Here is a 26,676-nt window from a genome sequence, read left to right as displayed (position 1 = left end):
GAGCAGCCTTTTCTATTTATTCCACTGTTGTTCTAATAGAGTGACAAACGCTTCTGGAGATGGCGAACTAGCCGCCTGTTGTTGGTTACGGCGTATTTTCTCTTGACGTGTCACAAGCTCCTGAATGGCACCAGTAAATTCCTCTGCTGTTAATAAATCTTCTTCAGTCATGACGGCATAACCCTTTGCAGCAAAATAATGCGCATTTTCCACTTGATCTCCTCGACTCGCTTTTTTAGAGAGAGGAATCAAATACATAGGTTTTTGAAGAGCTAAAAATTCAAATATCGCATTGGAACCAGCACGGGAGATGATAAAATCTGTGGTCGCTAAGAAATTAGATAATTCATCTGTCACAAACTCAAAAATTCGGTAGTTTGGGTGCGACCACTCTCCCACTTCCACATGCCCTTTACCAGCTAAATGAATGATTTGAAAAGAATCCACCAATTGCTTTCTTGTCTCTCTGACCAATTGATTGATTTTAGCAGATCCTTGACTCCCACCCATAATCAATAACACGGGAAGTTCTTTTGTAAATCCAAGTTGTGCTAAACCCTTTTCCCTTGAACCACTAAATAGTTCTGGACGAATGATTGGTCCAACGGCTATGCCTTTACCAGGAAAATGCTTTGCTGTGTTATCAAACACCGTCAAAACAGTCTTGGCAAAGCGAGACGCAATCTTATTAGCTAAACCAGGGCTCATATCGGATTCGTGAATCACGAGTGGTTTGTTTGTAAGCTTCGCTGCCAAAGCAACAGGAACTGAAACAAAACCACCTTTAGAAAATACTGCAACAGGCTTATAATTAAGCATGAGTTGAACTGACTGACCCACACCTGCAAGTACTTTAAACGGATCTTTTATATTTTCAATGGAAAGGTAGCGGCGTAACTTTCCTGTAGAAATGCTGTGGAACGGTACATGGGGATAGTATTCCTGTACTAGTTCTTGTTCAATGCTGTTTGCAGAACCGATATAATGGACGGCATAGCCCTTCTTCTCTAGTTCTGGTATAATGGCTAAGTTTAAAGAAACATGGCCGGCAGTTCCACCGCCTGTTAAAAATAGTGTTTTCATAAAATCCAACCTCCAAGATCATCATAAAGGACGTGCTCACTCATGGCGAATTCATTGCCAAGATATTTGAAGACTTTAGCCCTCATCGTCACTCCCATTTTAATTACGCAAGTTTTTCTCTACCTTATGACTTTTTTCGATATCTTAATGACCAGTCAATACGACATCGGTCACTTGGCAGGCGTTTCAATCGGGTCGTCGCTTTGGGTGCCTGTTTATACAGGTCTGACTGGCATCCTTATTAGTATAACGCCTATCGTAGCACATTACATAGGTGGAAATAAAAAAGACCAGGTTCGCCCGTCTGTTCAACAAGGAATACTTGTAGCCATTGGAATGTCTTTACTAGTCTATATCTTGGTGTTTACTCTTGCAGAACCTGTAGTCAACGCAATGGATGTTACAGCAATCGAACGCGAAATCGCGATTGCTTACATGAAGACGATTTCCATTGGACTAGTACCTCTCTTTATTTATAGTGTACTCCGAGGATTTATAGATGCTTTAGGTCTGACTCGAGTCACCATGTTCATCACCTTGCTATCGGCTCCTATCAATATCTTTTTAAACTACTTGTTTATTTTTGGAAACTGGGGTGCTCCTGAGCTTGGGGGACAAGGAGCTGCACTTGCTTCCGCGCTCACCTACTGGCTGGTATTAGCTATAACTATAAGCTTGATCGTATTGTTGCCTTCTATAAGAGAGTACCAGATCTTCAGTGGTTTTGTCGGAGTGCAGAAGAAGAGAATTTGGACGATTGTCGCGATGGGTGTTCCAATCGGATTGTCTATTTTTGCTGAGACGACCATCTTCTCAGCCGTTACTCTCGTAATGACGAATTACTCGACCGAAGTGTTGTCTGCTCATCAGATCGCTTTAAACTTTACGTCACTGCTCTATATGATACCGTTATCTATTGCTATGGGAGCGACCATTGTCGTCGGTCAAGCTGTAGGTGCAGGAAACCGAAACGAAGCGAAACATTATGCATGGCTAGCCGTATCGCTAGCAGTAGGAGTCAGCTTTATCTCAGCATCCATCCTGTATTTCTTCCGTGAACAAATCTCAGGATTCTATACAGATGACGCAACAGTTGTTGCTTATGCTGTTCAGTTTCTAGTGTTTGCTGCCTTATTCCAATTGTCTGACGCTATTCAAGCACCGGTTCAAGGAGCGCTTCGTGGCTATAAAGATGTCAAGATCACATTCATTATGGCCATCATCTCTTATTGGGTAATCGGCTTACCTTTAGGCTACATACTGGCTACCTATACAGAGTTTGCTCAATATGGGTACTGGGTCGGTCTGATTGCAGGTCTTACTGCTGGAGCCATTACCCTATCAATTCGTTTACTAATTGTGCAAAGAAAACCACATGTCGCATGACACGTGGTTTTTTCAATCCATAATTCCTGAATCTCGCACAGTTACCTTAATATCCACTTCTACTGAAAGAGACCTATACTTCTCCGCCCATTTCTTTTCATCAAAGACCTCTGATTGAAAGGCTCGTCCAACAGGACCAATTCAGAAAGAAATCCGGTAAGATTGGACCTTCTGTTGAGAGGTTTTTCCAATGAGGAAGGGTATTGCTAGTTTGAGTGTGTTGACAAGTGTTCGTATCTCTTAGTAACAAAGTCGAGAAAGTGCTTTTCTTGCCAATTAGAACAGTCTAATTTTTTTACCTTCTCTTCAATTTGATTACGTTTCGTCTCCAGGTTAAAACGTGTTCGAGGATGCGTTCTAACATCTAAAAGCTCTTCATCAAGGAACTGATGAATCTCCGTCATTGTTATCAATTCAGATACACGATCTCTACCGGGGTATAACAATTCAAGGAGGCTTTTAAGAGAAAATGCTTCTAGTGAGGGAGCGGTCTTAATATTCTCTCCAATTAATACAAGTTGCGTCTTCACTTTGACATCCTCTGCCATCCACTGAGTCATCCCATAAGAATATTGAAATAAATGAGGATGAGTCGTAGATGGGAGCTGAACATAGCCTTTAATCCGGTAAACGGAATCTGGTAACGATTGGACCCATTCTTCTACCACGTATTGAGGATAGGGGTGCTCTAAACTATCGAGACGAGACCCTAGTCGCAGTTCTTTTCCTATACGGGACGGTAAGTGCGGAGTAGTATCCTTAGTCGAACTTGTCAATTGTTCAAAATCAATTGCCGCATGCTGCGCTTCAATGATCTCGGCCGTGTTGTTCAATTGTTTCAGCGTGAACTGAAGCTCACTCAATTCTTCTTCATTAATCAGATCTGTTTTATTCACAATAAGTGTATGCGCATGTCGTATTTGCTCAAGATACAACGCTTTTGTCTGAATAGGTAGTGTATCTCTTTGTAAAAATCGTTTCGCATCAATTACGGTTAAAATACCTTTTAAGTCAAACTGATCTGCAAACAATGGAGATAAGATAACATCTAATGAAGCAACCGGATGCGCGGCACCTGTTGTCTCAATGAGTAATACATCAAACTCTTCTTGATAGAGAATTTGTTGTATTTGTGCTTCTGTTTTTTCAGCAGGTGAACAGCAAATGCATCCATCTAACAACTCTCTGAGGGGTACATCTCCTTCTACAGCCTCCGAATCAAAGCCGAGTGCTCCCAGTTCATTCATGATAACTGCCGGCCGCAATCCTTTATTTTTAAGATGTTCGATAAATTTGACTAATAAAGTCGTTTTACCACTTCCTAAAAATCCACTTAATAAGTAAACATATTTCATAAAGTCTCCTCCTCCCGAAAAAAGAAGGCTGACTACAAGTAGCCAGCCCCTTCGTTCTATTGTTCTGATAACACTTCAATTGCTTTTAGTAGTTGTGGATCTTCTGTTCGCATAGTTTCACGGACAGCATTCATCAGCGCAGTTGTTGTCTCGCCTGACACCACTCCTGTAACTTCTAAATCATTCTCTTGCTGGAACTCTTCGACAAGGGTCTTAAGCTGTGCATCAAACTTAGTATCTTGTGATTCCACTTCATAACCGATAGCGGCCATAAATTTCTTCAAAGAAGCTACTTGTTCAGATTGCAAGCCTTCGCTCAGTTCCACGGAAGCATCTAGTGGAGCAAGAGATGCATAGTCTGGATATGCTACTTCATGATCCGGCTCAACGCCTTTTTCATGAATCCAGTTACCATCTGGCGTCAACCACTTAGCCGTCGTTAACTTTATATTTGAACCATCTGGTAGATCTTCTACACTTTGTACAGTTCCTTTACCAAATGAAGTAAGTCCGACAACAGGAATGTCTGCAGATTCACTAAGCGCTGCTGCGATGATTTCAGAGGCCGAAGCACTTCCTTCATCAATGATGACAGCAGTCGGTACCGTTACTTTCTCGGCATCTGTTGCTGGTAAAATCGTAGCTTCACCTTGTTGTTCGATTTGTAGGACTGGTTGTCCTTCTTCTACAAATAGTGAAGCGATATCAACAGCTACGTCTAAAAGTCCACCTGGATTTTGACGTACGTCTAGAAGCAACATCTCCATACCTTCAGATTCCATTTGCTCGAGTGCAGCTAAAAGTTCTTGATACGTATCTCTAGAAAAACTTGTAATCGATATGTGCGCTACATTTCCTTCCAACATTTCAGCATACACGGTTTCAATTGGAATATCATCACGAGTGATTGTAAGTTCAATTGGTTGTTCTTCACCGCGCTGGATCGTTAATGTCACATCTGTTCCTTTTTCCCCGCGAATCAACATGACCGCTTCAGAAGCACTGAAACCACGAATGTCTTCACCGTCAACGGCAATGATTTTATCGTTAGGCATAATACCAGCACGTTCAGCAGGAGAGTTTTTAATCGGGGACACAACTGTAATCACACCATTTTGATCTTGAATCTCTGCTCCAATACCTTGGAAACTAGATGAGATACTTTCATCAAATTGGGACGCTTCTTCTTCATTCATATAATCCGAATAGGGATCCCCTAGAGCATCCACCAACCCATTGATTGCCCCGTTGACCAATTCTTCTTGATCAAAATCCATGTAGTATTTCTCCTGCAGTTGATCATAGACATCATAGAGTTTTGAAAACTCTTGTCGCTCTGTAGGTTGAATGACTTCTGCCACTTTATCCTCACCTGTAGTTAAAGCAAGCATCGTGATGCCCGCAGAGGCAATGGCTGTAAGAAACAGGACGATGACAAAGATAAACGGATTGATGCGGAATGAACGCTTCACTGGTGGAGTTGGTTCCGGTTGCTGATGTTCATTTTCATGTTCCATGTTCTCACCTCATTAATAAAAGACTGCCGCGCAAGTCGACAGTCCAAAACGTAATTCCGGCTTCAAGTGGAAGCCGGAATTCATTTTATTCTTGAATAGCAGCTTCGAGTGCAACAACAATCATATCGTTAAATGTTGTTTGTCGTTCTTCAGAAGAAGTCGCTTCACCTGTCAAAATATGATCACTTACAGTTAAAATTGATAGCGCTTGGCGACCGAATTTAGCAGCTAAAGTGTAAAGAGCTGCAGATTCCATCTCAACTGCTAAAATACCGTAATCTGCCCATTTTTTATAGTCAGCTTCATCATTGTAGAATAAGTCAGCTGTAAAGATGTTTCCTACACGAAGGTTAAGACCAGCTTCTTTTCCTGCTTCAAAAGCTTTGTACAACAAATCGAAATCTGCAGTAGGTGCGTATGCTAAATCGTTTAACAATACTTTGTTTAATGATGAGTCTGTGGAAGCACTTTGACCCAAGATGACCTCACGTACTTTTACATCTTTTTGAATCGCGCCACACGTACCAACGCGAATCAATTTTTGCACATCATATTCTTGCATTAACTCTGTTACATAGATAGCGATAGAAGGAACACCCATTCCTGTTCCTTGAACAGAGATGCGTTTGCCTTTATATGTACCTGTGTAACCAAACATGTTACGAACTTCATTATATTGAACAACATCTTCTAAAAATGTATCCGCAATATACTTTGCACGTAGTGGATCTCCTGGAAGTAAAATTGTATCTGCAATTTCACCTTTTTTTGCACTAATGTGAACACTCATCTTTGTAACCTCATTTCTTTAACGTATAGATTTATGATACATAGTTTAACGTCTGATTGCAATTGTCGGTGTCATCTTGACGTATATTCTTCCCACAACTCGTCAAAAGTAGATGCAGGCAAGTCATCATCTGCCTGCATCTCAATATATAAAGAGATTTCATGAAAGTCTGTTGAAGCTTTCGGGAAGTCATGTAATTCAAAAACCCGTTCAGCAAACCGGTGTTTCTGATTAGTCGTAGAGCCACCTCTGTAGCGAAGGGCAAATTGATAAAAACTGTCTCGCATTGGCTACACCTTTACTCAAATGTCGACAAGTAGTCGCCATAGCCTTCTTTTTCTAAATCTTGCTTAGGCACAAAGCGAAGGGCCGCGGAATTGATGCAGTAACGAAGACCCGTCTCTTCTTTTGGACCGTCTGGAAAGACATGTCCTAGGTGAGAATTCGCTGTCTTGCTTCGTACCTCAACGCGTCTCATTCCAAAGCTGTCATCAAACTCTTCGACTACTTCAGGTGCATCAATTGGTCGAGTAAAGCTTGGCCAACCGCATCCTGCATCATACTTGTCTTTTGAATGGAATAATGGTTTTCCAGACACGATATCCACATAGATACCCTCGTCAAAATGCTGATCAAATTCATTCTTATAGGGAGGCTCTGTACCGTTTTGTTGTGTAACGTAGTACTGCATTTCTGTAAGCTTTTCTCGTAGATTATCTTTCAAAGTAATCCCTCCTTAAATTTTCCGTGAACTGTTTGCGACCAGATCCTGTGAAATAGCGTGTGTAGTGTCCACTATTTTTTTTATAGTAATCTTGGTGATAGTCTTCCGCCTGATAGAACGTAGAAGCAGGAAGCAGTTTTACAGCTACTTTTTTAGCGAAGACATCGTTTTCTAATCGCTTCATGACTTGTTCTGCAATTTCTTTTTGCTCTTCACTATGAAAGAAAATAGCCGTTTGGTACGATTGGCCCCGGTCAAAGAATTGACCGCCTGCATCAAACGGGTCAATATTTTGAAAAAAGATCTCTACAATAGATTCATACGAAAATTTAGCGGGGTCAAATGTGATTTGAACCGCTTCATAATGCCCTGTCGTTTCCGAACAGACTTGTTCATAAGTTGGATTTTCAACATGTCCGCCGGTGTACCCGGAGACTACTTTTTCAATTCCGTCATAGTGATCAAACGGCTTTACCATGCACCAAAAACAACCACCTGCAAATGTTGCGATTTCCATATGAAAACCTCCTAGTTTGTTGTTGGAACTGTAACAGAAAGGATGATCTCGTCATTTTCTAAATCAATCTTTTCAGCGCGAATATCAAAATCGCCATCAATTGGTAGTCCACCTAAATCGATAAAAACAGACTCATCTGCTGGACTAACGACCATCCATGTAGGCAGGTCTATAGAATCTCGTAACAGCTTTAATACTTGTTCAGGTGGAATTGACAATTGTCCAATGTCTACCTTATCTTGTTTTAGTTGAATATTGCCATCTTCTTTTACGATAGGGTCAAAATACATTTGAACCGGAATCGTTAATGTAAATACTGTAAGTTCGGATACTAACGCTATCTGATTGTCCACTGTCAATTCTAGTGGGATAGGCTGGTTTTCAACTGCTTCTTGAATATACTTGTTAGCCAATGCTTCAAAATCCGATTTAGTTGTCTGAACTCTTAATTCTCCACCTGAAGTGGCTGCTGCTCTCTCAGCTAATTCATAGCTCTCTGATTCAGTTGAAATCATATTGACTAACCAAACCGCTCCTAGTATAAGTGCTACTACTAGTACGAAAAATGCAATCTTCCATTTATTCATTCCGACTCGCCCCCTTTACATACAGTTCCCCATTTGTTTCTTCAACAAAACCACAGCTTTCCATGGTTCTGATCATCCGATTGGCAATCAATTCATAGCCTTTAGCATTTGGATGAAAGAAATCTGTATGATAGACCAAGTTTGTGTTTGTATAAAACAAATCTTGAACAGGCACATAACAAGTTGCTTCAAACTCCATCAGCTGACGTTCCATGGTGGTGTTCCAGTCTGTTATGATGGATTCCACTTCCTCTGATTCTACAGTGATTAAGGAGAAGGGATTGTATAATCCCAATGCAATGATTGGGGCTTGAGGATTTAAGTCACGGATATAATGCAAAATATGAAAATAGCGAGTTTCATAATTTTCTCGTTCTTCTTCAAAGGCATCCAGTTGAAGAGAAAATAAATCCCGTTTGATGATTTTCATGACATCATTTCCGCCAATTGAAAGGTAAATATGACTAGCTTCTTGTATTTCCTTATCAAGGGCTCCACTAGAAAGTAATGTCATCAATTGATCACTTCTACGTCCTCGCTTTGCTGTATTGATCAAATCAATTTGCTCGATTTGATCACTTTGTAGTAACTCCTGTTTTACACGTCCTAAATACCCGTCCTGTTTTAATTCATCTCCTACGCCTACAGTCAATGAATCTCCCAACCCAAGGAATAACAAATTGTCCGGAAAGACAGCATAAGGAACCTGATAATCTACAGGTTCCTCACGTTCTTTGGTTTGAAAGACTGGTTTAATAACAATAGAAGAACATCCCGCAATCAAAAAAACCAACCCTATAAGTAGTAAACCGAATTGTTTCACGAGATTATCCTTCCAACAAATACATAAACCCAATGGCGCCTGGGCCTGTGTGCGTGGAAATTACGGGAGTCGTAAAGGACATCTTTACATCACGGAATCCAGACGCCTCAATAGCCTCTTTTAGAGGGGTAGCCATTTGGAACCCATCTGCTTGTGCAATCCCAACTGCTTTTACTCCTGAGGAACCAGTATCCGTCTTAAATTCATTCATCAAATAGTTGATGACTTGCTTGTAGCTGCGTGCCTTAGCTACAGGAGTATATTCTCCATTTGCAAGGGATGCAATCGGTTTGATGGACAATAACGATCCTATCATAGCTCGGCCTTTACCAATACGACCGCCTTTGACCAGATTCTCTAGTGTATCAACTACTACAAACAGTCTGGTATTGGCGCGAACACGGTCCAGTAGGTCAAGGATGTCATCAAGTGACTTTCCTTCTTCAGCCGCTTTTGCTGCTTCAATCACTTGGAAAGCCAGAGCATGAGAGATAAAGCGAGAGTCAACAACTGTTACATCACTTTCCGTCATTTCTGCAGCAGCTTGTGCAGATTTAACTGTACCGCTCATTCCACCTGTCATATGGATGGATAAGATTTGAGATCCATCTTTTCCTAGCTCATCATACACTTGTTTGAATGTTCCAGCCGCTGGTTGAGAAGATTTAGGTAACTCTTCAGTAGCTTTCATCTTTTGAAGAAATTGTTCTGCTGAGATGGTCACTCCATCTAGATAATCCTCTCCATTCACATGAATGGTTAGAGGAACTACTGTTATGCTGTAACGATCCAGTACTTCTTGTGTCAGCTCAGCAGTAGAATCCGTCACAATTTTAATCATAGACATTTTCCCCCTTTTGTAGCTCTAGTAGCGCATGTTCAATCTGGTGTTGAATGCGTTGTTTAAATTCATCTGTACTTTCCGTCTCTTCTATAGAAATTGAAGGCAAAACCTGCACATATACTTGAGCTGGTTTAATCCGGTTGCTCTGTTGTTCCATCAGACGAGAAGTTCCATAAACCGCAATGGGCACAATAGGTACTCCTCCTTTTTGAGCAACTCGCACAAATCCTGATTTAAATTCCCGTATGCCTTGTCCTTTAGATCTTGTCCCTTCTGGGAACAATAGTAAAGAGTGTCCGTTACGCAGAGTCTCTATACTATCCTCTATGGATTTCAAAGCACTTCGTCTGTTAGACCGGTCGATGAAGACACAATTCATTTCTGTCATCCAATCAGCTATAAACGGAATTTTCGTCACTTCCACTTTTGATAAAAATCCGAAAGGCTTTGGAACTTTGGAAATCAGTACCGGAATATCAAAATTCCCTTCGTGATTGGCTACTAGAAGCACGGGTCCTTGAGGGAGATGCTCAGTACCCGAAATTTCCACAGAAGCACCGGCTTTTTTTAAAATATTCGTTGCCCACCTTCTCGGCGTTTCATAGACCAGGTCATCGTAAGAAGCGGTATCTAACTCATGCTTCTTTTTTTGTAACCTTCGTAATGTAGCCATTTGGGTAGGGATGTAGCCAATAATATAACTATATGTCACAAGACTTCTAATCACGAGTCTTCACTAGCCTTTCTTGCTATAACGTTTATAAGTGTAATCGATTCCAGCTTTTGAAGTCATCTTATCTGACTCCCACTGGAGTTCAAATTCAGGATATTCAGGAAAATAGGCGTCACCTTCAAAAGTTTCATGGATCTCAGTAATATAAAGTTGATCTGCCATATCTAAATAGTCTTTAAAAATCTGTGCACCGCCAATAATCAGTTGTTCGTCTCCTTGCTGTTTCGCGAACTCGACAGCGTCTTCCATCGAATGAAATACATAAGTCCCTTCAGCTTCAAACTCTTTGTTACGAGTAATGATGATGTTCGTGCGGTTTGGTAAGGGTCTTCCAATCGATTCAAATGTTTTTCTTCCCATGATGACCGGCTTGTTGAGAGTAACTGATTTGAAATAAGCCAAATCTTCCGGAAGATGCCACGGCATCTCATTATTTGAACCAATGACTCGATTTTCATCATGAGCAACGATCATAGAAATCATGCTACCACGTCCTTAAACAGCAATTTCAGCATGAATACGAGGGTGCGATTCATAACCGATAAGTTGAATATCTTCGAGTTCCATATCAAAAATGGATTTTGAACTCAATTGAATCTCAGGTAATTTTTTGGGTTCACGGGACAACAGCTCATTTACTTGCTCTAAGTGATTTAAATACAAATGAGCGTCACCGAATGTATGAACAAATTCGCCAACTTCAAGGTTTGTCTCTTGTGCGATTAGATGAACTAATAATGCGTAAGATGCAATATTAAAAGGTACTCCTAAAAACACGTCTGCACTTCTTTGGTATAACTGGCAGGACAGTTTGTCTCCTTGCACGTAGAACTGCATAAATGAGTGACAAGGTGGTAGTGCCATCTCATCTACTTCTGCCGGATTCCAAGCGGTCACAATATGACGTCTTGAGTGTGGGGATTGTTTCAAAGAGGAGATGACGTTCTGGATCTGATCGATGATTTGACCATCCTTGCCTTCCCAAGCACGCCATTGTCTGCCGTATACAGGCCCAAGTTCGCCGTATTTAGCAGCAAACGAATCATCGACTTTAAGACGCTCAATAAAAGTAGTCATCTCTTTGTCGTAGTGAACCTTGAAATCAGCATCTTGAGTTGCGCGTATTCCGAAGTTAGTCATATCAGGTCCTTGATACTCGTCGCTTGCTACCCAATTTTCAAATGCCCACTCGTTCCAAATGTTATTGTTTTGACGGACCAAAGTTTGCACGTTCGTGTCCCCTTTTAAAAACCATAACAGTTCACTTGCAACTAATTTAAATGAGGTATGCTTTGTTGTCAGAAGCGGGAATCCTTGTTGAAGATTAAAACGCATTTGATAGCCAAATACGCCAATTGTCCCAACTCCTGTTCGGTCCTTTCGTTGTTCTCCGTTTTCCAAAATATATGTACAAAGATCGTGATATTGTTTCATGGGAGTGCTCCTTTATGATAACCATTTAGGCGGTGTATTTTTCGACCAGTAGATTTCACCAACATCAATATGACTAGTAAATGCATCATCAGCCGTATGATAGTGGAAGGTAAAGTAATATCCCTCTTGTGGTCGTTTTTCTACGCGGACATGAGCTCGAAGAATATCATCATTTGTCACCGTATCATATAGATGAAAGATCTTTTCTCCATATTCACCAGAAGGTTTATGAGAAATTGCGGATTCAGCAGTTGCAAGTTCTTCAATTTTTTCTTGGTATGCCGGGAAAATTGCAGTTTGATACTGATCATAAATTTTAGGACTGATTTTTGAACCGAACTTAACCATGCTTTGCTCTTCGGCTGATACTAATAGGCTCTTAATGTCAATGGGTTGTTGCTCAATATAACTCTGGCTAACGCGGCTTTCTTCAATTTCAAATACCGCGTTCCAGATTTCATGTGAAGGTGTGATGACACCAAATGTAATGACGGCAACTAAGGCAGCAAGAAACTTTTTCACATATAAAGTCAATTCATTCACATCCATCCGTAACATTTTTGAAACAACTTGTCACTCAAACTAGGAGTTGCACTTCATTCTTTTCTCATTTCATTGTACAATAAGAAGCAACCACATGCACAAATTGATTACATAAAAGGAGGCCTTCTAATGAGCTTAGGTATTTTCATTGGCATCGGATATTTATTACTATTAGGTTACTTGACTTCTTTAAACTTCACACATTGATACAAAGACCCAGCTGATCACTCAGCTGGGTCTTGTTCTTTATCTTTGAAACCAAAATGAAATTTTGAAGTTTTTCGGACTTGCTGCTTGAATCCGTAGTCTGAAAACACAGTGCTAGTATAATGAGCTTTCACCACAACACGTCTTTTGGCCACTCTTAGCGCTTCTTCTACCCACTCGGCAGAAAACGCATCTGGAACTGCGAACACTTTATGTGTATGGAAGTTCGTAGCTTCTTCAATAGACTCCTCAAACATCGGGTCTAAATAAACAACGTCAAAAGAACAGTCTTGCTGTCTCTTTAGAAAATCGACAGCATCCTGTTCCACACATTGGATTCGTTTTAGAGCAGCCGTTAATTGAGGTAGACGAAGATCGGCTAGTTGCTGACTTTGATGGAAAAGGAAACTGAGTACTGGAGATTTCTCAACCCCCACCACTTTCCCTGTAACTCCCACAGCTACACTTGCCATCAGACAGTCGGAGCCAAACCCAAGTGTTGTATCAAGAAATGAATCTCCAGGTTGTAATTGAACAGCAGAAAGAAATGGCTCTACTTCCCCTTGTTTATAGCGCTTATAGCGAAACATTGCAGTGCCTGGATGATAAGCATAGCGATGCCCATCCCCACTTTGTGCTTCCCAACCTTGAGAGGTCCAAATATAGAGAACATCAAACTGGTTAAACCACTTGTGGAGAGACCCATTCCCGCGGTCCACATAAGGATATCCAGTTTGTTCCGCAAATGTTTTCGCATACTCGCGCCCTTCCTCAGACAGTTTAGCTGAAGTAGTCACCGCAACTCTCATGAGGTCACAAGTTGCTCCAAAACACCTTGCACGTGATCGACAATAGCTTCTTTTGAGAAGTTTTCAATCTGCTCACGTGGAATGAAATACGCTAGCTGACCATCTTTCCAAATAGCCATTGAAGGAGAGCTTGGTGGGACTTCTGAAAAATAATTCCGCATTCTCTCTGTCGCTTCTTGGTCTTGCCCGGCGAAGACTGTGACAAGATGATCTGGTTTTTGAGTCAAATTTTCAATAGCTTCAATTGCAGCTGGTCGTGCAAGTCCTGCTGCACAACCACAGACGGAATTAATGACAATAAACGAAATCCCTTTAGCAGACTCCATATGATTTTCGACTTCTTCAACACTCGTCAATTCTGTAAAGCCATGTCCCGTCAATTCTTGACGCATCGGCTGAACGATTTGCTTCATATATTCTTCATAGGCGTTCATTGGTTTTCCTCCTTGATTGCTCGTGCCATGTTCATTTGTTTCCATACGGACCCTTTTGCTTCTTCTCCTTGCTCGATACGCGCTATGGCCATTTTCACTTGAAGTCGGACTTCGTACTCACTGTCATTTTCAGCTTTGCGCAGCGAGTCTAGATGTGTATCATCCCCAACTTCATAGAAAAACATGGCTGCACGCCAACGAACTAGCTTATTTTTATCAAAAAGCGCTTGTTCCATTGCTTGTGCAAACTCAGGATACCCTAGGTCACTCATAGTATCTCCTGCAGTACGACGGATTGATGCATTTTTGTCATGCAAAGCAATCGTCAAATGAGGAACGACAATTGGATCTTCAAGAATCCCAAGATAAATGACTGCAAGTCTGCGAATTGATACTTTCTCGTCTTTTAGAGCTAGAGCAAGTAGTGGCAAGTCTTCTTCTTTTGGGTGTGTTAAACGGTCAAGCAACTGATAGCGAACTTGCCAATCTGGATGTTGAAATTCTTCAAGTGAGACTGGGTGACGCTTATTTTTCCATTCTGTCTCCGTGTGAGACTCCGGCTCAGCCAACTGACGAAGACGTTCTTCTGTGTAAGCTGCCTCTAGCTCGTCTTGGACCTGCGCCGCGATTTCATCAAATTCTCCATAACGAACTCCATAATCCAACCATTTTCTATGGAGGATATAGTTCTCATCATCTTGAATACGTTTTTCGAATGTTTCTGTAAAGCGTGGAGACAGAGCATACCGTTTTTCTGACGAGCTATCGAACACTTTTACTTGTAGCGGTATGCCGTGATAATCCTGAATGTGGACACGGACTTCTCCAAAAGATGTATCTAAAGCTGGTTGTTCCTCCACTGCTTCTGTATCTTTACCGAACAAACTTTCAATCTGCGGAATCAACTGTTCCCAGCTCGCTTTGGGATGCTTCTCTACTGCCAAAAAGTTAGCAACATGATAAATACCTTTCATTCCTTCTAACTCTAAAATCTGTCGAATGACTCCCTGTGCTTGGTCAAGTGCTTCAACTTTGTAATTTGTGCTTGTACCAAAAGGTAGTTCTGTATCTACGACGATTTTCATTGAATTTGGACTAGGGGTTGGTTCAATTGTGACAATCTTCATCGAATCACTCCTTTTCTATCTTTCAGTGTATCATGAAGAAACAATTTCTTCTAAGTACGCCCATCGCTCCATTTTTTCTTCTAAAATCGCTTCTGTTTCTTCCAATTGTAAAGAGGCGACACGAATTGTTTCATAATTGGAACCCGCTTGATCAATTTGCTGTTGCAGCTCCGTGATTCGTTGTTCGAGTTTTGCTATTTCGTCTTCTATAGTTTCCCACTCTTTTTTCTCATTATAAGAAAGTCGTTTCTTTTTTTCTTTTACTTCAGGTTCAGGAGAGGCAGTTACCTCTTCCATTTTTTCTTCCTTTACCTGTGCTTTTCTCTGTTCCAAATACTCTTCGAAGGAATCAAGGGTCTGCGTTACATGCCCATTCTCTAGTATCCAAAGCTTGTTCGTCACTCGGTCTACAAAATAGCGATCATGCGAAATGGTAAGCACAACTCCCGGGAACGTATCTAAATAATTCTCCAGGACTGTCAAAGTATCTAAATCCAAATCATTTGTCGGTTCATCTAATAACAACACATTTGGTTGCTGGATGAGCAACTTCAACAGGAACAGTCGCTTCTTTTCTCCTCCCGAGAGTTTCCGAATCTGGGTGCCATGGGTCGACGTTGGGAATAAAAACTGCTCTAACATCTGAACCGCAGAAAATCGTTCACCAGTCGTCGATTCTATCGAATTGGATTCTTCCGTAATATAATGAAGGACACGCTGATTCGAATCAAACTCAGGAAGTTCTTGAGTAAAGTAACCGATTTTCACAGTCTGTCCACGGTCAAGCTCTCCTGAAGTCGGTTCTTCTAGTCCAGCAAGTATCGAAAACAGCGTTGTTTTACCTGCACCGTTTTCTCCTACGATTCCGATGCGGTCTTTGTTTTGAAGCAAGAAAGAGAAGTCACTAAACAGACGGCGATCGCCGAACTGCTTTCCAAGTTGATGCCCTTCCATGACTTTTTTACCGAGACGGCTTGATGACAAGTTCACTTCTAAATCCGCGACAGATACTTTTTGTTTCGCTTTTACTTGAATATCGTCAAATCGGTCAAGTCTCGCTTTTTGTTTTGTCGTACGCGCTTTGGCCCCACGTCGCACCCATTTCAGTTCATTGCGGTAAAGGTTTTGAATCTTGGAGTGCTCGGCCTGTTGTTGCTCGTAGCGAATAGCTTTGTTTTCCAAGTACTGTTCGTAATTCCCTTTGTAGCGAAATAACTGCTGTTGATCGATTTCCAAAATGGAAGTAGAGATTTGATCTAAGAATACACGGTCATGCGTTACAAAAAGGACTGCTCCTTTGTATGACTTCACTAATTCCTCTAAAGCAACAGTGGACTCTACATCCAGATGGTTCGTAGGCTCATCCAGTAGCAACAAGTCATGTGGTTCAATTAGCGCTCGAGCTAGCGCTACTCTTTTTTGTTGGCCACCGGACAATGTCCCTGCATCTTGTGTGAAATCTTCTATACCGAGTTTAGTCAATGCTTGCTTAGCCGCTGTATTGACTTCCCACCCGTTCTTCTCTTCCATTTGCTGCTGTATAGTAAGGAGTGTCTCAATCAATTTCATATTTGTGCTGTCCAGTTCAGCTGCTAGACGTGCTTCTTCATAAGCCCGATTGAGTCTCATCACTTCAAGGTCGCCACTGAACATGCTTTCCAGGACACTTTTGCCTGCTGGCAGAGATGGCTGCTGTTCCAAATAAGAAATCGAATAATCTTTAGGATGATCCATCACAACATGATCGGCTTCAAGTCGTTTAGCAAGAATTTGAAGTAATGTTGATTTCCCGCTACCGTTCTTACCTACAAGCCCAATCTTTTCGCCTTTATAAATCGTGAATTCGATTGAATCAAATAGCGTTTTTTCTCCTACAGTTTTCTTCAAGGATTGAATGATCAATTGCGACACGGCTGATTCCCCACTTCTTCATACAACTGGTTTAAAAAGAGTTCCATAAATTGATGGCGATCTTCTGCCATCTGACGAGCCTGTTCGGTATTCATCAATTCTTTTAATTTCAAAAGCTTTTCATAGAAATGAGTCACAGATGAACCGTTTTTTAATGGTTGTCCATCCCAATAGGCCTCGACTTCTTTATGATTATAGAGCTTGCGATTTTTTGCGCCTCCAAATGCGAATGTTCGTGCAATCCCTACCGCACCAATGGCATCTAAACGATCGGCATCTTGCACTATTTGCGCTTCTAGACTATCTGCCTGTGCACCTCCACTAAAAGACACTTGTTCGATGATAGTTCGAATCTTTAGTTGTTCTTCTGGTGAAATAGCGAACGTTTCAAATATATATGCCATGAATGCTGCACTGTTTTCTGTAGCGTATTTTTTATCTTCTACATCATGCAGTCCGACTGCAAAAGTGACCAAATGACGATTTGCCTCCGGATAATGGTTTAATAGACGGTCCGCGTTCTCATAGACGCGTTCAATATGTGCCATATCATGGCTTCCGTCGTATTGGTTGTAGTATGTTTCAAGATAGGGAGCAAGTTTTTCCCACATCATGGTTTTCCCCTTTCAAATTGACGGATACCGTCGAATCCTGTATAGTTTATCTAGTAATAATCTGATTTTTCTAACGAAGGGGGTCCCGGTACAATGCAACAAGGACAAGTAAAATGGTTTAATGCAGAAAAAGGTTACGGGTTTATTGAATCCGTGGATGGTGAAGACGTGTTTGTGCATTTTACAGGTATCCAAGGTGAAGGGTTCCGAACGTTAGAAGAAGGCCAAAAAGTTCATTACCGTACCGTAGAAGGTAACCGAGGACCACAAGCTGCGGATGTTCAAGTAATCCTAAGTGAATAAGTTATGTAAACTTCCCCTGCGCATTTTGCGCAGGGTTTTTTTATGTGGTCTGATAGAGTTTAGAACCCATTTGCTGCAACTCTTTACCAACAGAACATCCAGAAATACAAAATTGGTGTGCAGCTGTCTTTCCTTTACGTGAGCGAAGATCTTGCTTGATTGGACAGTCTTCACAATAAACGTCTTCCAAGCGGTTGATCTCCTCTACAACTTGATGTAAAAGCATGTTTATCCCACCTTATCTATTGTAGTAGTATAATCGTTTTTAGAAGACGGTTGCAAGGAAAGGAACTAGAAAATGATTGAACTCTATACGGATGCGGCCACGCGTGGCAACCCTGGTGAAAGCGCTATAGGAATTTTTTATAAAGGAGACGGCCATAAAAGAATGCTTAGCAAAAAGATTGGTGTTTGTTCCAATCACACCGCTGAGTTTATTGCTCTTCGTGAAGGTTTGAAAGAAGTGATTGAGTTGAAACCGGATGTTTTGTCCATTCGAGTCGACTCGAAGATTGTGTTTCAGGCAGTAGATACGATGTATGTGAAGCGACCCGAATATAAGGAGATCCTTTTTGAGATTGAAGCACTATTGAGTGAAGTTCCACTATATTTTATTAAGTGGATTCAGGATAAGGAGAATGCGGCTGCGCATCGTTTGGCTACAGAAGAGTTGAGGAAAGGTTAGGAGAATTGTTATGAAATTTCTAGAGCAACGTTCTATACATCTCGAGACAAAAAAAAGACCTCACAAGTGAGGTCTTTTTGAAAGGGTAAAATTAAGCTTTAGTTACGTTAGTAGCTTGTAGGCCACGTTGACCTTGCTCGATTTCGAAAGTTACGTCTTGACCTTCGTCAAGAGTTTTGAAACCTTCGCCTTGGATAGCTGAGAAGTGAACGAATACGTCGTCTCCACCTTCGCGCTCGATGAATCCAAATCCTTTTTCTGAGTTAAACCATTTTACTTTACCTTGTTCCATGTGTGTATCCTCCTCGTGTACATGCATGTACACTTTTGTTACTATCCTTGCTCAACACTGTTAAGTAAAAGTGTTGCCACCTACTAACGCTCCGAACAAAAATAATTCTATTACAATATACCATGAGTTGGGAGAGAATGCAAATAGAATGATTAAATTGTTAAAAGAGCTCCAATCGCTCCACTGTAGCCATGTTCTGGTAAGAACAGTGGTGTTTTTTCCTTTAAAATTGTATAGGAGGAAATAACATTTTGGAGCATTTCATTGTTTTCAAGTGTCGTTCCAATGTAAATAATATCTGTACAATTTTTTGTGTCAGCAGCTTGAATAGAAAGAGATGAAATAACTTCTCCGATCATCCCTTGAATCCCGGCTACTAAGTCATCTGGCGTGTTGATATCCGCCTCAACTGTCAGTAATGCCCCAAAGTTGCTAGCAGTAAGTGACCCTTTAATTGGAAGTTGATTTTGTTGATAAATATCTTCAACTCGAACGTCGATCCATTTTCGTGAACCCTTCTCACTTTTCGCTACAATTTGTTCGAAATCATCCGTTCCAATCATAATTTTGCTCAGACCAAGAAGTGTACCTCCGCCGATTCCAGTTCCAGCTAATCGTTCGTGCACATCTCCATCTAAATAATGAATAGATGTACCTGTTCCTATATTTGTAATAATTGTACGTTTAGTTAGAGAACCGCTTTTTTTCAACTGGTAAAGAACCCCTTTGATTGTGGCATCAAATTCAACCACATAGCGGTAATTTTCACTTCCTAAATAGTGTTCTAGCTGTTTCGCTCTTCCTCCCGTCATGCAAATTTGCGGATTTTTCATCGTTTCCGAAATCCACGTTTTCACGAGATCAAAGCGTGCAGAAGGAAAATACGTTGTCTGGATTTCATCATCTTTCCAATACGCCAACTTGACAAGCGTACCTCCTGCATCAATTCCTAAAGAAGACATTCTATTGGTCCTTTCTATAAACCGTTTCCCCATTCACTAGTGTTGCTTCAATTGTAAGATGGACAATCGACTCTTTCGTTATCTCTTCTGATACTACTGTGAAGTCTGCAAAAAATCCTGGAGCAATCTGTCCAAAGCGATCCTGTTGGCCAGCAATACGAGCGGCTCCAGTTGTATATAAAGAGATGGCTTCAAATGCTGAAAGCTCTTGATGTGGTAAATACGGATTGTTCATAGCTGCTTGAATTCCAAGCAAAGGATCTGCCGTTTCAATAGGTGCATCTGAACCTCCTGCTAATCCAATTCCGTTCTCAAGAAGCGTCTTCCAAGCGTAAGCGTAATCCAGTCGTTGTTCGCCTAAACGATCTTTCACCCACGGGAAATCAGAAGGAACAAACATCGGTTGGATGTCACACATGACTCCTAGTTTAGCAATACGAGTAACAAGATTTTCAGAAAGCACATTCACGTGGATTAGCCTGTCCATAATGCCTTCTGGAGCTGGGTACGCTTCAAGTAGCTCGACCACTTGTTCCGTTGCTTTGTCCCCAATCACATGGACTGCAATACCAGCACCGTAGGAACGTGCAGTTTTGAGCATGTTTTCTAATGCCTCTTTTGTATGTATTGCGACACCTTGAAGCTGCGGTTCATCTGTATACGGTTCAGATAACCAAGCTGTATGACCTCCAAGTGAGCCATCCATAAAAATTTTCATACAACCAAATGTTAGGAACTCATCCCCTTTTTCATGGTTCATCTCTTCAAAGACATGGTGATGTCGTAATAAGTGCGCTCTAAAAGATGTTCCTAAAGCATTTCTATAGGCTGTTAGAGGATTGGTGTAGGCCCCGTAGTAAGCCATATCTTCTGAGTGCCCGCCTGTTAGACCTAAGCTATGTAAATTTTTTATACTCTCTTTAATAATAAAAGATAAATCATCAATAGATAGTTCAGGAATGGCTTTTGTGATCAGTTGCTGAGCTTCATCATAAAACAAACCATTTAGTTGATTCGTACCAGATACTCTTCCGATGACACCTCCAGAAACTTCTTCGACTTTTTCATCTATACCAGCTAATTCTAAAGCTTTTGAATTAGCTAGGAGCGCATGGCGACAGATTCGTTTCAAGACGACAGGTGTATCGGGATAAATAGCATCCAATTCTTCACGAAGCGGAGGACGTTGTTCCATTAGAGTATTGTCATTCCAGCCTTCCAAAACAATCCAACCTGAAACCGGTGATGCTGTGCTGACCATATCTAACAACTCACGGATGGACGTACAAACAGAAAGGTCAGCTGATAGAATTTTTTGACCGTGTCCTATTAAATGCATATGACTATCAATCAAACCGGGATAGACAACTTTACCCTCAAGGCTCCGTTCTTTGTCTGCTAGCGCTTTCAATTCTTGATACGAGCCAGTATGAATGATTTTTCCATCTTCTATTAGAACAGATTCTACTTGATGGCCTGGTTCGGTCATCGTCACAAAAGTTGCATCTTTTAATACTATTTTCATAAATAATTTTATTCCTCCTCTAAAGACGGATGGATTGTGATAAGCACATTCCCTTTCAATGCATTGCTTATCATACAGCGTTCATCGGCTTTGTGTACCAATCGCTCAATAATTTTCTTTTTATTAGATGGGAAGTTTCGAATGGTCGGGTGATGTCGAATTTCCTGAACCTTATAGATTCCTTCGTTTACTTCGACAATAAGTTCCGAGTGAAGTTCAATTTCCGCATGAGTAATTTGACTTCGCTCAAACATGGCACCTAACGTCATTATGTAACATCCGGCTGCTGAACTTAGTAACAGCTCGTCTGGGTTCGTACCTTTACCTGGTCCATCAAGAGAAGCAGGAATCGAGAATTGATGAGTGTGTCCTGCAAGAGTCACTTCTCCCACAGTGTTGCGTTTATGGTTCCAGTGTAGAGACTGGTGAAATGAGTGTCGCATCCATTTACATCCTTTCTTTTTTATTAGTATACTTGAAATCAGAAAGCGGGGAAATGAAATGAATGCCAATTATAAAACTTTGGGCGTACTCGTTATGTCCATTACACTCTTTCTTTTGCTCCTAGGAGTGGGAATAGTTCTTGATCAACCACTTACGACTTCTAATGTCGTCACGATCATTGCTTATGGCTTAGCTGCAGGTTTATTTGCAGGGGCTTTAGCATTTTTAAACTTACGAAAAGGTGTCTTCATCTTTTTAATCGGACTTGCTATCGGATTTTTTGAGATGTTTCGGAGCTTCCTTTTTTCTTCTGGTGAGTTCGGAGATCTAGCTGGTCTTCTATCCTTATTTATTTTCACAGCATTCGGTCTAGTTTTAGCTGTAATAGTTGAAGGAATCCGCTATCTCCTTGCAAAAAGCAAACCGCCCACAACATAATAAGTTGTGAGCGGTTTTCTTAATGCCCTCCTAAGTAAGCTTTGCGAACTTCTTCTGAACTTTGAAGCTCATCTGCCGAACCAGAAAGCACGACTTTACCTGTTTCAATTACGTAACCTCTGCTCGCCACAGAAAGCGCCATATTAGCGTTCTGCTCAACCAGTAAGATGGTCGTGCCTTGTGCATTAATGTCCTTAACGACTTCGAATATGGTTTTTACCATTAAAGGAGCTAACCCCATTGAAGGCTCATCTAGAAGCAGAAGCTTCGGTTTTGCCATGATGGCACGTCCCATAGCTAACATCTGCTGTTCTCCACCTGAGAGCGTTCCGGACATTTGTTTCCGGCGTTCTAGAAGTCGCGGAAACGTATCATAGACTTTCTTCATGTCAGCATCAATGCCTTTTTTATCTTTTCTAAGAAAAGCACCAAGCTCTAGATTCTCTTCAACTGTTAAGTTCGCAAACACACGACGTCCTTCTGGAACGTGGGAGATACCAGACTTCACAATTCCTTGTGCAGGTTTACCAGCAATAGAGTTCCCTAGAAACTCAATGGTTCCTGACTTCGGTTTCAACAAGCCAGACAATGTTTTAAGAAGTGTACTTTTGCCAGCGCCATTCGCACCAATCAGCGTGACGATTTCTCCTTCTTCAACAGTTACCGTGACTCCTTTTAAAGCTTGAATATTGCCATAGTATACATCAATATCTTTCACTGCAAGCATCGTCATTCCGTTACCTCCTCACCTAAATAGGCCTCAATAACTTTCGGATCGTTCCGAATCACTTCAGGAGGTCCTTCAGCCAATAACTGACCGTGATCTAATACATAAATTCGTTCACACACGCCCATTACCAAGTTCATATCGTGTTCAATCAATAAAATAGTTAGATCGAACTTATTTCGAATAAAGGCAATCAGTTCCATCAAGTCATGAGTTTCTTGAGGGTTCATCCCTGCAGCAGGTTCATCCAATAACAACAGTTTTGGATTCGCAGCGAGCGCCCGCGCGATCTCCAATCTTCGTTGTTGACCATAAGGAAGATTTTTAGCCAATTCGTCTTTGTAGCGATCTAAGCGAAAAATCTTTAAGAATTCAATCGCATCTTCTTCCATTTTCTTTTCTCCAGAAAAATGAGATGGAAGTCGAAGTATTGAAGCTAACATCGTATGTTTCGCAAGTGCATGATACGCAACTTTTACATTATCAAGCACGGTCATATCACGGAACAATCGAATATTTTGGAACGTTCGACTCATTCCAGACTGCGTCACTTTATAAGGAGCAGTTCCATTGATTCGCTTTCCTTGAAATACGACATCTCCCTCAGTTGGTACATAAACGCCTGTCAGTAAGTTGAAGCTTGTCGTTTTCCCGGCACCATTGGGTCCGATTAGTCCAACAAGTTCTCCTGGATAAAGAACAAGGTTTAAGTTTTGTACGGCTTTTAAGCCTCCAAATTGAATACCCGCTTGTTTTACCTCAAGTAGTGGTGTCTTTTCCATTGTCTTTACCTCCTTTTGACGTCCAACCTCGGAAATAATCTGTGATTTCTTTTGTTCCCATCAACCCTTGTGGACGGTACAACATGACGATGATCAATACAAGGCTGTAAATAATCATTCGAGTTTCAGGATACTCTTGTAAGAATGTCGAAACGAGAGTTAAGAAGATAGCAGAGATAATAGCACCTGATAGACTTCCTAATCCTCCTAAGACTACTAAAATTAAGATATCAACCGATTTCAAGAATCCGAATTGAGATGGTAAGACAATATAAAAGTTATGTGAGAATAACGCACCCGCAACTCCAGCGAAAAATGCTCCAATTACAAATGCAACAACTTTATAGTAGGTTGTATTGATCCCCATGGCATCGGAAGCAATTTCATCTTCCCGGATTGAAAGAGCAGCTATACCGTGACGTGAACGCGTAAAGTTCACAATTACTAAAATCGTGAGCAACATGAAGAAGAATGTGTATGTCCAGTCCGTCATTTTGCTGACTTGCATCCCTGCTGCTCCACCTACGTAGTCAATATTCAAGAAGATGATACGGATAATTTCTGCAAAACCCAATGTTGCAATTGCTAAATAGTCTCCACGGAGACGTAAACTTGGAATTCCAACTATTAGTCCAGCTAGTGCTGCTACTAATCCACCAACAATGATGGCTACGATGAATGGAAGGTCAAGTTTCATTGTAACAATTGCAGATAGATAGGCACCAACCGCCATAAATCCAGCGTGACCGATAGAGAACTGTCCTGTTATACCGATTACCAAGTGCAAACTGACTGCCAATATAATATTAATCGCAATAAAGATCAACGTATTAGTATGGTAGGCACCAAGCATATCCATCATAATAAGACCCTGAACAATTGCATAAAAGACAAGAGCTGCAATTAGTAGGGGCCAAAACGCTCTTGAGTGTCTTTTCATTTTGTCCACCTACACTTTCTCTCTTGAATTTTTTCCGAAAATCCCAGATGGGCGGAAGATTAAGATTAGAATCAAAATGATAAATGCCGCAGCATCGCGCCATAATGAGAAACCGATGGCGCTAACAAATGTTTCAACCAATCCGAGAATTAAGCCTCCTACCATCGCTCCAGGAATAATACCGATTCCACCCAAAACAGCAGCTACGAATGCTTTTAGACCAGGAATGACACCCATTAGTGGATCAATCTTTGTATAGTACAATCCAAAAATGACACCCGCTGCTCCTGCTAATGCAGAACCGATTGCAAAAGTAGCAGAAATCGTATTGTCGACATTTATACCCATCAGTTTCGCTGCTTCTGTATCATGTGACACTGCACGCATTGCTTTTCCTGTTTTCGTTTTGTGAACGATGAACTGAAGTAGCAACATCAAAATGACAGATACTGACAAAATCAGCACTGCTTTCATGTCAATCGTTGCTCCTAACAAAGAAATAGACTGACGTCCAAACACATCTGGATAAGCTTCAGGTTGAGCACCTCGAATATAAATAAAACCATATTCAATAAGTAAAGAGACCCCGATTGCTGTAATTAGTGCTGCAATACGTGTAGCATTTCGTAACCGTTTGTATGCAATACGCTCAATAAGTACTCCAATTAACGCCGTGATCGCCATGGAGAAAATAAGTGCCACAAAAAAGTTCATCTGGAACATGGTAATTGCATAAAACCCAATGAATGCACCTAACATGAACACGTCACCATGAGCGAAGTTGATTAGTTTGATGATCCCGTACACCATTGTGTAGCCAAGTGCAATAAGTGCATAGATACTCCCGACCGAGATACCATTCAATATCTGTTGAATGATTTCCATATGTGAACCCCCTTTGATGTGTTGCCAAAAGAAAAAGGGGGGAACTGTTCTCCCCCCTAATAACGCACCCCTTAAGGGTTAACTTTCGTATTAAAGACTTGAACTCCATCAACGAATTCTAAAATCGTAGCTGATTTAACTGGGTGGTGGTTTTCGTCAACAGAGTAAGAACCTGTAACAAGTTCTAGTCCGTCAGTAGAAGCTAATGCTTCCTTAATTTTTTCTCCATCAACTTCTCCAGCACGCTCGATCGCATCTTTTAATAGGTAAACTGTGTCATACCCTAATGCGTTGAATGAGTTTGGAAGTTTGCCGTACTTCTCTTCGAATTTCTCGGCAAATTCTTTTGCTTTACCTTCTGGATCTTCTGCTGAGTAGTGGTTGATGATGTATGTGTTGTTCAGTGCTTCCGCACCTGCTAAGTCAACAATTGTCGGTGAATCCCAACCATCTGCTCCCATTAGAGGAACATCGATACCGAGTTCACGTGCTTGTTTAACAATCAAACCAACTTCTTCATAGTACCCAGGGATAAAAATGAATTCTGCATCTGCAGATTGTAAGCGAGTCAATGTTGAACGGAAATCTGTATCCTTTGCAACATAAGATTCCTCGGCAACAATTGTTCCACCAGCAGCTTCAAAGTCTTCGATGAACGATGCAGCAAGACCTTTTGCATAATCAGATGAGTTATCTGCATAAACTGCAGCTGTTTTAACACCTAATTCATTCGCCGCAAAGTTCGCAGCTACTGTTCCTTGGAACGGATCGATGAATGATGTACGGAACGCGTATTCATTAACTGAACCATCTTCAGCGACAGTAACAGTTGGGCTTGTACCTGATGGTGTGATCAGTGGCGTTTTAGAATCTCCTGCCACTTGAACTTGAGCTACTGTGTTCCCAGAAGTTGCAGCTCCAATGATTGCAGCTACTTCGTCTTGGTCCGTTAATTTGATTGCAGCGTTTGTAGCTTCAGCTGCATCAGATTTATTATCAACTTTTGTCAATTCGATTTCTTTACCGTCGATTCCACCGTCAGCGTTGATTTCTTCAATTGCCATTTCAATTCCCTCAAGCTCAGACGAACCATATGAAGCTACAGGTCCAGAAAGCTCTAAGTTAGCTCCGATCTTAATTGTATCGCCATCTCCTGAAGAACTGCCGCCTGTGTCTCCACATGCTGCCAAAGTACCAAGAATCACAGTTGAAGCTAAAAACAATGACGCAAATTTCGATTTTTTCATTACTAGAC

The 26,676-nt window shown here is 41.2% G+C and carries 33 protein-coding genes; 4 read left to right on the top strand and 29 right to left on the bottom strand.

What is annotated here, in order from left to right; all coding sequences use genetic code 11:
• Nucleotides 1–12: 12 nt before the first annotated feature.
• Nucleotides 13–1,083 (bottom strand): undecaprenyldiphospho-muramoylpentapeptide beta-N-acetylglucosaminyltransferase, encoded by a 1,071-nt coding sequence (gene murG / locus CF394_RS04085; RefSeq protein ID WP_094941957.1) that lies wholly within the window; start codon nt 1,081–1,083, stop codon nt 13–15.
• 42 nt (nt 1,084–1,125) lie between these two features.
• On the opposite strand from murG, the gene CF394_RS04080 reads away from it, so the two are divergent.
• The gene (locus CF394_RS04080) at nt 1,126–2,469 is read left to right on the top strand and encodes an MATE family efflux transporter (protein ID WP_094941956.1); all 1,344 of its coding nucleotides are present in this window, start codon (nt 1,126–1,128) and stop codon (nt 2,467–2,469) included.
• 206 nt (nt 2,470–2,675) lie between these two features.
• On the opposite strand, the gene CF394_RS04075 is transcribed toward CF394_RS04080, so the two are convergent.
• From CF394_RS04075 to CF394_RS03990, 18 genes are all read right to left on the bottom strand, one after another.
• Nucleotides 2,676–3,824, bottom strand: coding sequence for a CobW family GTP-binding protein (locus CF394_RS04075; RefSeq protein ID WP_094941955.1), 1,149 nt, complete (start codon nt 3,822–3,824; stop codon nt 2,676–2,678).
• A 56-nt stretch (nt 3,825–3,880) separates the two neighbouring features.
• A complete protein-coding gene (locus CF394_RS04070; RefSeq protein WP_094941954.1) occupies nt 3,881–5,341 on the bottom strand; it encodes a S41 family peptidase in 1,461 nt (486 codons plus the stop codon).
• An 85-nt stretch (nt 5,342–5,426) separates the two neighbouring features.
• Entirely contained in the window at nt 5,427–6,131 is a 705-nt protein-coding gene (gene deoD / locus CF394_RS04065; RefSeq protein WP_094941953.1) for a purine-nucleoside phosphorylase, read from the bottom strand.
• A gap of 71 nt (nt 6,132–6,202) precedes the next feature.
• Nucleotides 6,203–6,418, bottom strand: a complete 216-nt coding sequence (locus tag CF394_RS04060) for a YozE family protein (RefSeq protein WP_094941952.1) — start codon at nt 6,416–6,418, stop codon at nt 6,203–6,205.
• Between the two features lie 11 nt (nt 6,419–6,429).
• Nucleotides 6,430–6,822: a peptide-methionine (R)-S-oxide reductase MsrB gene (gene msrB, locus CF394_RS04055; protein WP_094942108.1), complete on the bottom strand. Its 393-nt coding sequence runs from the start codon at nt 6,820–6,822 to the stop codon at nt 6,430–6,432.
• A gap of 22 nt (nt 6,823–6,844) precedes the next feature.
• Complete coding sequence (gene msrA, locus CF394_RS04050) at nt 6,845–7,372, bottom strand: peptide-methionine (S)-S-oxide reductase MsrA (protein ID WP_094941951.1); 528 nt, start codon at nt 7,370–7,372, stop codon at nt 6,845–6,847.
• 11 nt (nt 7,373–7,383) lie between these two features.
• Nucleotides 7,384–7,959 (bottom strand): YpmS family protein, encoded by a 576-nt coding sequence (locus CF394_RS04045; RefSeq protein ID WP_094941950.1) that lies wholly within the window; start codon nt 7,957–7,959, stop codon nt 7,384–7,386.
• A complete protein-coding gene (locus CF394_RS04040; protein WP_165767451.1) occupies nt 7,952–8,782 on the bottom strand; it encodes a GDSL-type esterase/lipase family protein in 831 nt (276 codons plus the stop codon). The genes CF394_RS04045 and CF394_RS04040 overlap by 8 nt, the downstream gene beginning before the upstream one ends.
• A gap of 4 nt (nt 8,783–8,786) precedes the next feature.
• The gene (locus tag CF394_RS04035) at nt 8,787–9,629 is read right to left on the bottom strand and encodes a DegV family protein (RefSeq protein WP_094941948.1); all 843 of its coding nucleotides are present in this window, start codon (nt 9,627–9,629) and stop codon (nt 8,787–8,789) included.
• Complete coding sequence (locus CF394_RS04030) at nt 9,616–10,338, bottom strand: lysophospholipid acyltransferase family protein (protein ID WP_094941947.1); 723 nt, start codon at nt 10,336–10,338, stop codon at nt 9,616–9,618. Before CF394_RS04030 ends, CF394_RS04035 begins: the two co-directional genes overlap by 14 nt.
• A 24-nt stretch (nt 10,339–10,362) precedes the next feature.
• Entirely contained in the window at nt 10,363–10,842 is a 480-nt protein-coding gene (locus CF394_RS04025) for a dihydrofolate reductase (protein WP_094941946.1), read from the bottom strand.
• A gap of 12 nt (nt 10,843–10,854) precedes the next feature.
• Nucleotides 10,855–11,793 carry a thymidylate synthase gene (locus CF394_RS04020; RefSeq protein WP_094941945.1) on the bottom strand — a complete coding sequence of 313 codons (939 nt, stop codon included), beginning with the start codon at nt 11,791–11,793 and terminating at the stop codon, nt 10,855–10,857.
• A 12-nt stretch (nt 11,794–11,805) separates the two neighbouring features.
• Nucleotides 11,806–12,351, bottom strand: a complete 546-nt coding sequence (locus CF394_RS04015; RefSeq protein WP_243370664.1) for a YpjP family protein — start codon at nt 12,349–12,351, stop codon at nt 11,806–11,808.
• A 209-nt stretch (nt 12,352–12,560) separates the two neighbouring features.
• Complete coding sequence (locus CF394_RS04010; protein WP_165767450.1) at nt 12,561–13,340, bottom strand: class I SAM-dependent methyltransferase; 780 nt, start codon at nt 13,338–13,340, stop codon at nt 12,561–12,563.
• A gap of 8 nt (nt 13,341–13,348) precedes the next feature.
• A complete protein-coding gene (locus CF394_RS04005; RefSeq protein ID WP_094941943.1) occupies nt 13,349–13,786 on the bottom strand; it encodes a BrxA/BrxB family bacilliredoxin in 438 nt (145 codons plus the stop codon).
• Nucleotides 13,783–14,913 (bottom strand): conserved virulence factor C family protein, encoded by a 1,131-nt coding sequence (locus tag CF394_RS04000; RefSeq protein ID WP_094941942.1) that lies wholly within the window; start codon nt 14,911–14,913, stop codon nt 13,783–13,785. The genes CF394_RS04005 and CF394_RS04000 overlap by 4 nt, the downstream gene beginning before the upstream one ends.
• 30 nt (nt 14,914–14,943) lie before the next feature.
• Nucleotides 14,944–16,824 (bottom strand): ABC-F family ATP-binding cassette domain-containing protein, encoded by a 1,881-nt coding sequence (locus CF394_RS03995; protein WP_094941941.1) that lies wholly within the window; start codon nt 16,822–16,824, stop codon nt 14,944–14,946.
• Nucleotides 16,812–17,438, bottom strand: coding sequence for an HD domain-containing protein (locus CF394_RS03990; RefSeq protein ID WP_094941940.1), 627 nt, complete (start codon nt 17,436–17,438; stop codon nt 16,812–16,814). Before CF394_RS03990 ends, CF394_RS03995 begins: the two co-directional genes overlap by 13 nt.
• 93 nt (nt 17,439–17,531) lie before the next feature.
• Here CF394_RS03990 and CF394_RS03985 point away from each other — a divergent pair, with 93 nt between their 5' ends.
• Nucleotides 17,532–17,741 (top strand): cold-shock protein, encoded by a 210-nt coding sequence (locus CF394_RS03985; RefSeq protein WP_094941939.1) that lies wholly within the window; start codon nt 17,532–17,534, stop codon nt 17,739–17,741.
• A gap of 40 nt (nt 17,742–17,781) precedes the next feature.
• On the opposite strand, the gene CF394_RS03980 is transcribed toward CF394_RS03985, so the two are convergent.
• Complete coding sequence (locus CF394_RS03980) at nt 17,782–17,967, bottom strand: zinc-finger domain-containing protein (RefSeq protein ID WP_094941938.1); 186 nt, start codon at nt 17,965–17,967, stop codon at nt 17,782–17,784.
• 72 nt (nt 17,968–18,039) lie between these two features.
• Between CF394_RS03980 and CF394_RS03975 the strand changes: the two genes are divergently transcribed.
• Nucleotides 18,040–18,426 carry a ribonuclease HI family protein gene (locus CF394_RS03975; RefSeq protein ID WP_094941937.1) on the top strand — a complete coding sequence of 129 codons (387 nt, stop codon included), beginning with the start codon at nt 18,040–18,042 and terminating at the stop codon, nt 18,424–18,426.
• Between the two features lie 91 nt (nt 18,427–18,517).
• On the opposite strand, the gene CF394_RS03970 is transcribed toward CF394_RS03975, so the two are convergent.
• The 4 genes from CF394_RS03970 to CF394_RS03955 form a co-directional block, all read right to left on the bottom strand.
• Entirely contained in the window at nt 18,518–18,718 is a 201-nt protein-coding gene (locus tag CF394_RS03970) for a cold-shock protein (RefSeq protein ID WP_094941936.1), read from the bottom strand.
• Nucleotides 18,719–18,870: 152 nt separating this feature from the next.
• Nucleotides 18,871–19,680, bottom strand: a complete 810-nt coding sequence (gene coaW / locus CF394_RS03965; RefSeq protein WP_094941935.1) for a type II pantothenate kinase — start codon at nt 19,678–19,680, stop codon at nt 18,871–18,873.
• Nucleotide 19,681: 1 nt separating this feature from the next.
• The gene (locus CF394_RS03960; RefSeq protein WP_094941934.1) at nt 19,682–21,205 is read right to left on the bottom strand and encodes an amidohydrolase; all 1,524 of its coding nucleotides are present in this window, start codon (nt 21,203–21,205) and stop codon (nt 19,682–19,684) included.
• A gap of 8 nt (nt 21,206–21,213) precedes the next feature.
• Nucleotides 21,214–21,648 carry an OsmC family protein gene (locus tag CF394_RS03955; protein WP_094941933.1) on the bottom strand — a complete coding sequence of 145 codons (435 nt, stop codon included), beginning with the start codon at nt 21,646–21,648 and terminating at the stop codon, nt 21,214–21,216.
• 94 nt (nt 21,649–21,742) lie between these two features.
• Between CF394_RS03955 and CF394_RS03950 the strand changes: the two genes are divergently transcribed.
• Entirely contained in the window at nt 21,743–22,087 is a 345-nt protein-coding gene (locus CF394_RS03950) for a hypothetical protein (protein ID WP_165767449.1), read from the top strand.
• Between the two features lie 19 nt (nt 22,088–22,106).
• On the opposite strand, the gene CF394_RS03945 is transcribed toward CF394_RS03950, so the two are convergent.
• From CF394_RS03945 to CF394_RS03925, 5 genes are all read right to left on the bottom strand, one after another.
• The gene (locus CF394_RS03945; protein ID WP_094942106.1) at nt 22,107–22,814 is read right to left on the bottom strand and encodes an ABC transporter ATP-binding protein; all 708 of its coding nucleotides are present in this window, start codon (nt 22,812–22,814) and stop codon (nt 22,107–22,109) included.
• 2 nt (nt 22,815–22,816) lie between these two features.
• Entirely contained in the window at nt 22,817–23,596 is a 780-nt protein-coding gene (locus CF394_RS03940; RefSeq protein WP_094941931.1) for an ABC transporter ATP-binding protein, read from the bottom strand.
• Entirely contained in the window at nt 23,574–24,536 is a 963-nt protein-coding gene (locus CF394_RS03935) for a branched-chain amino acid ABC transporter permease (protein ID WP_094941930.1), read from the bottom strand. The genes CF394_RS03940 and CF394_RS03935 overlap by 23 nt, the downstream gene beginning before the upstream one ends.
• Nucleotides 24,537–24,545: 9 nt before the next feature.
• Complete coding sequence (locus tag CF394_RS03930) at nt 24,546–25,421, bottom strand: branched-chain amino acid ABC transporter permease (RefSeq protein WP_094941929.1); 876 nt, start codon at nt 25,419–25,421, stop codon at nt 24,546–24,548.
• Between the two features lie 71 nt (nt 25,422–25,492).
• Complete coding sequence (locus tag CF394_RS03925; RefSeq protein WP_094941928.1) at nt 25,493–26,668, bottom strand: ABC transporter substrate-binding protein; 1,176 nt, start codon at nt 26,666–26,668, stop codon at nt 25,493–25,495.
• Nucleotides 26,669–26,676: the final 8 nt, after the last annotated feature.

The sequence above is a fragment of the Tetzosporium hominis genome, from assembly GCF_002265435.1.
In the GTDB taxonomy this organism is placed as follows: Bacteria; Bacillota; Bacilli; order Bacillales_A; family Planococcaceae; genus Chryseomicrobium; species Chryseomicrobium hominis.
Note: the sequence above shows the minus strand (reverse complement) of the source record. Positions and strands in the feature narration are given on the sequence as shown.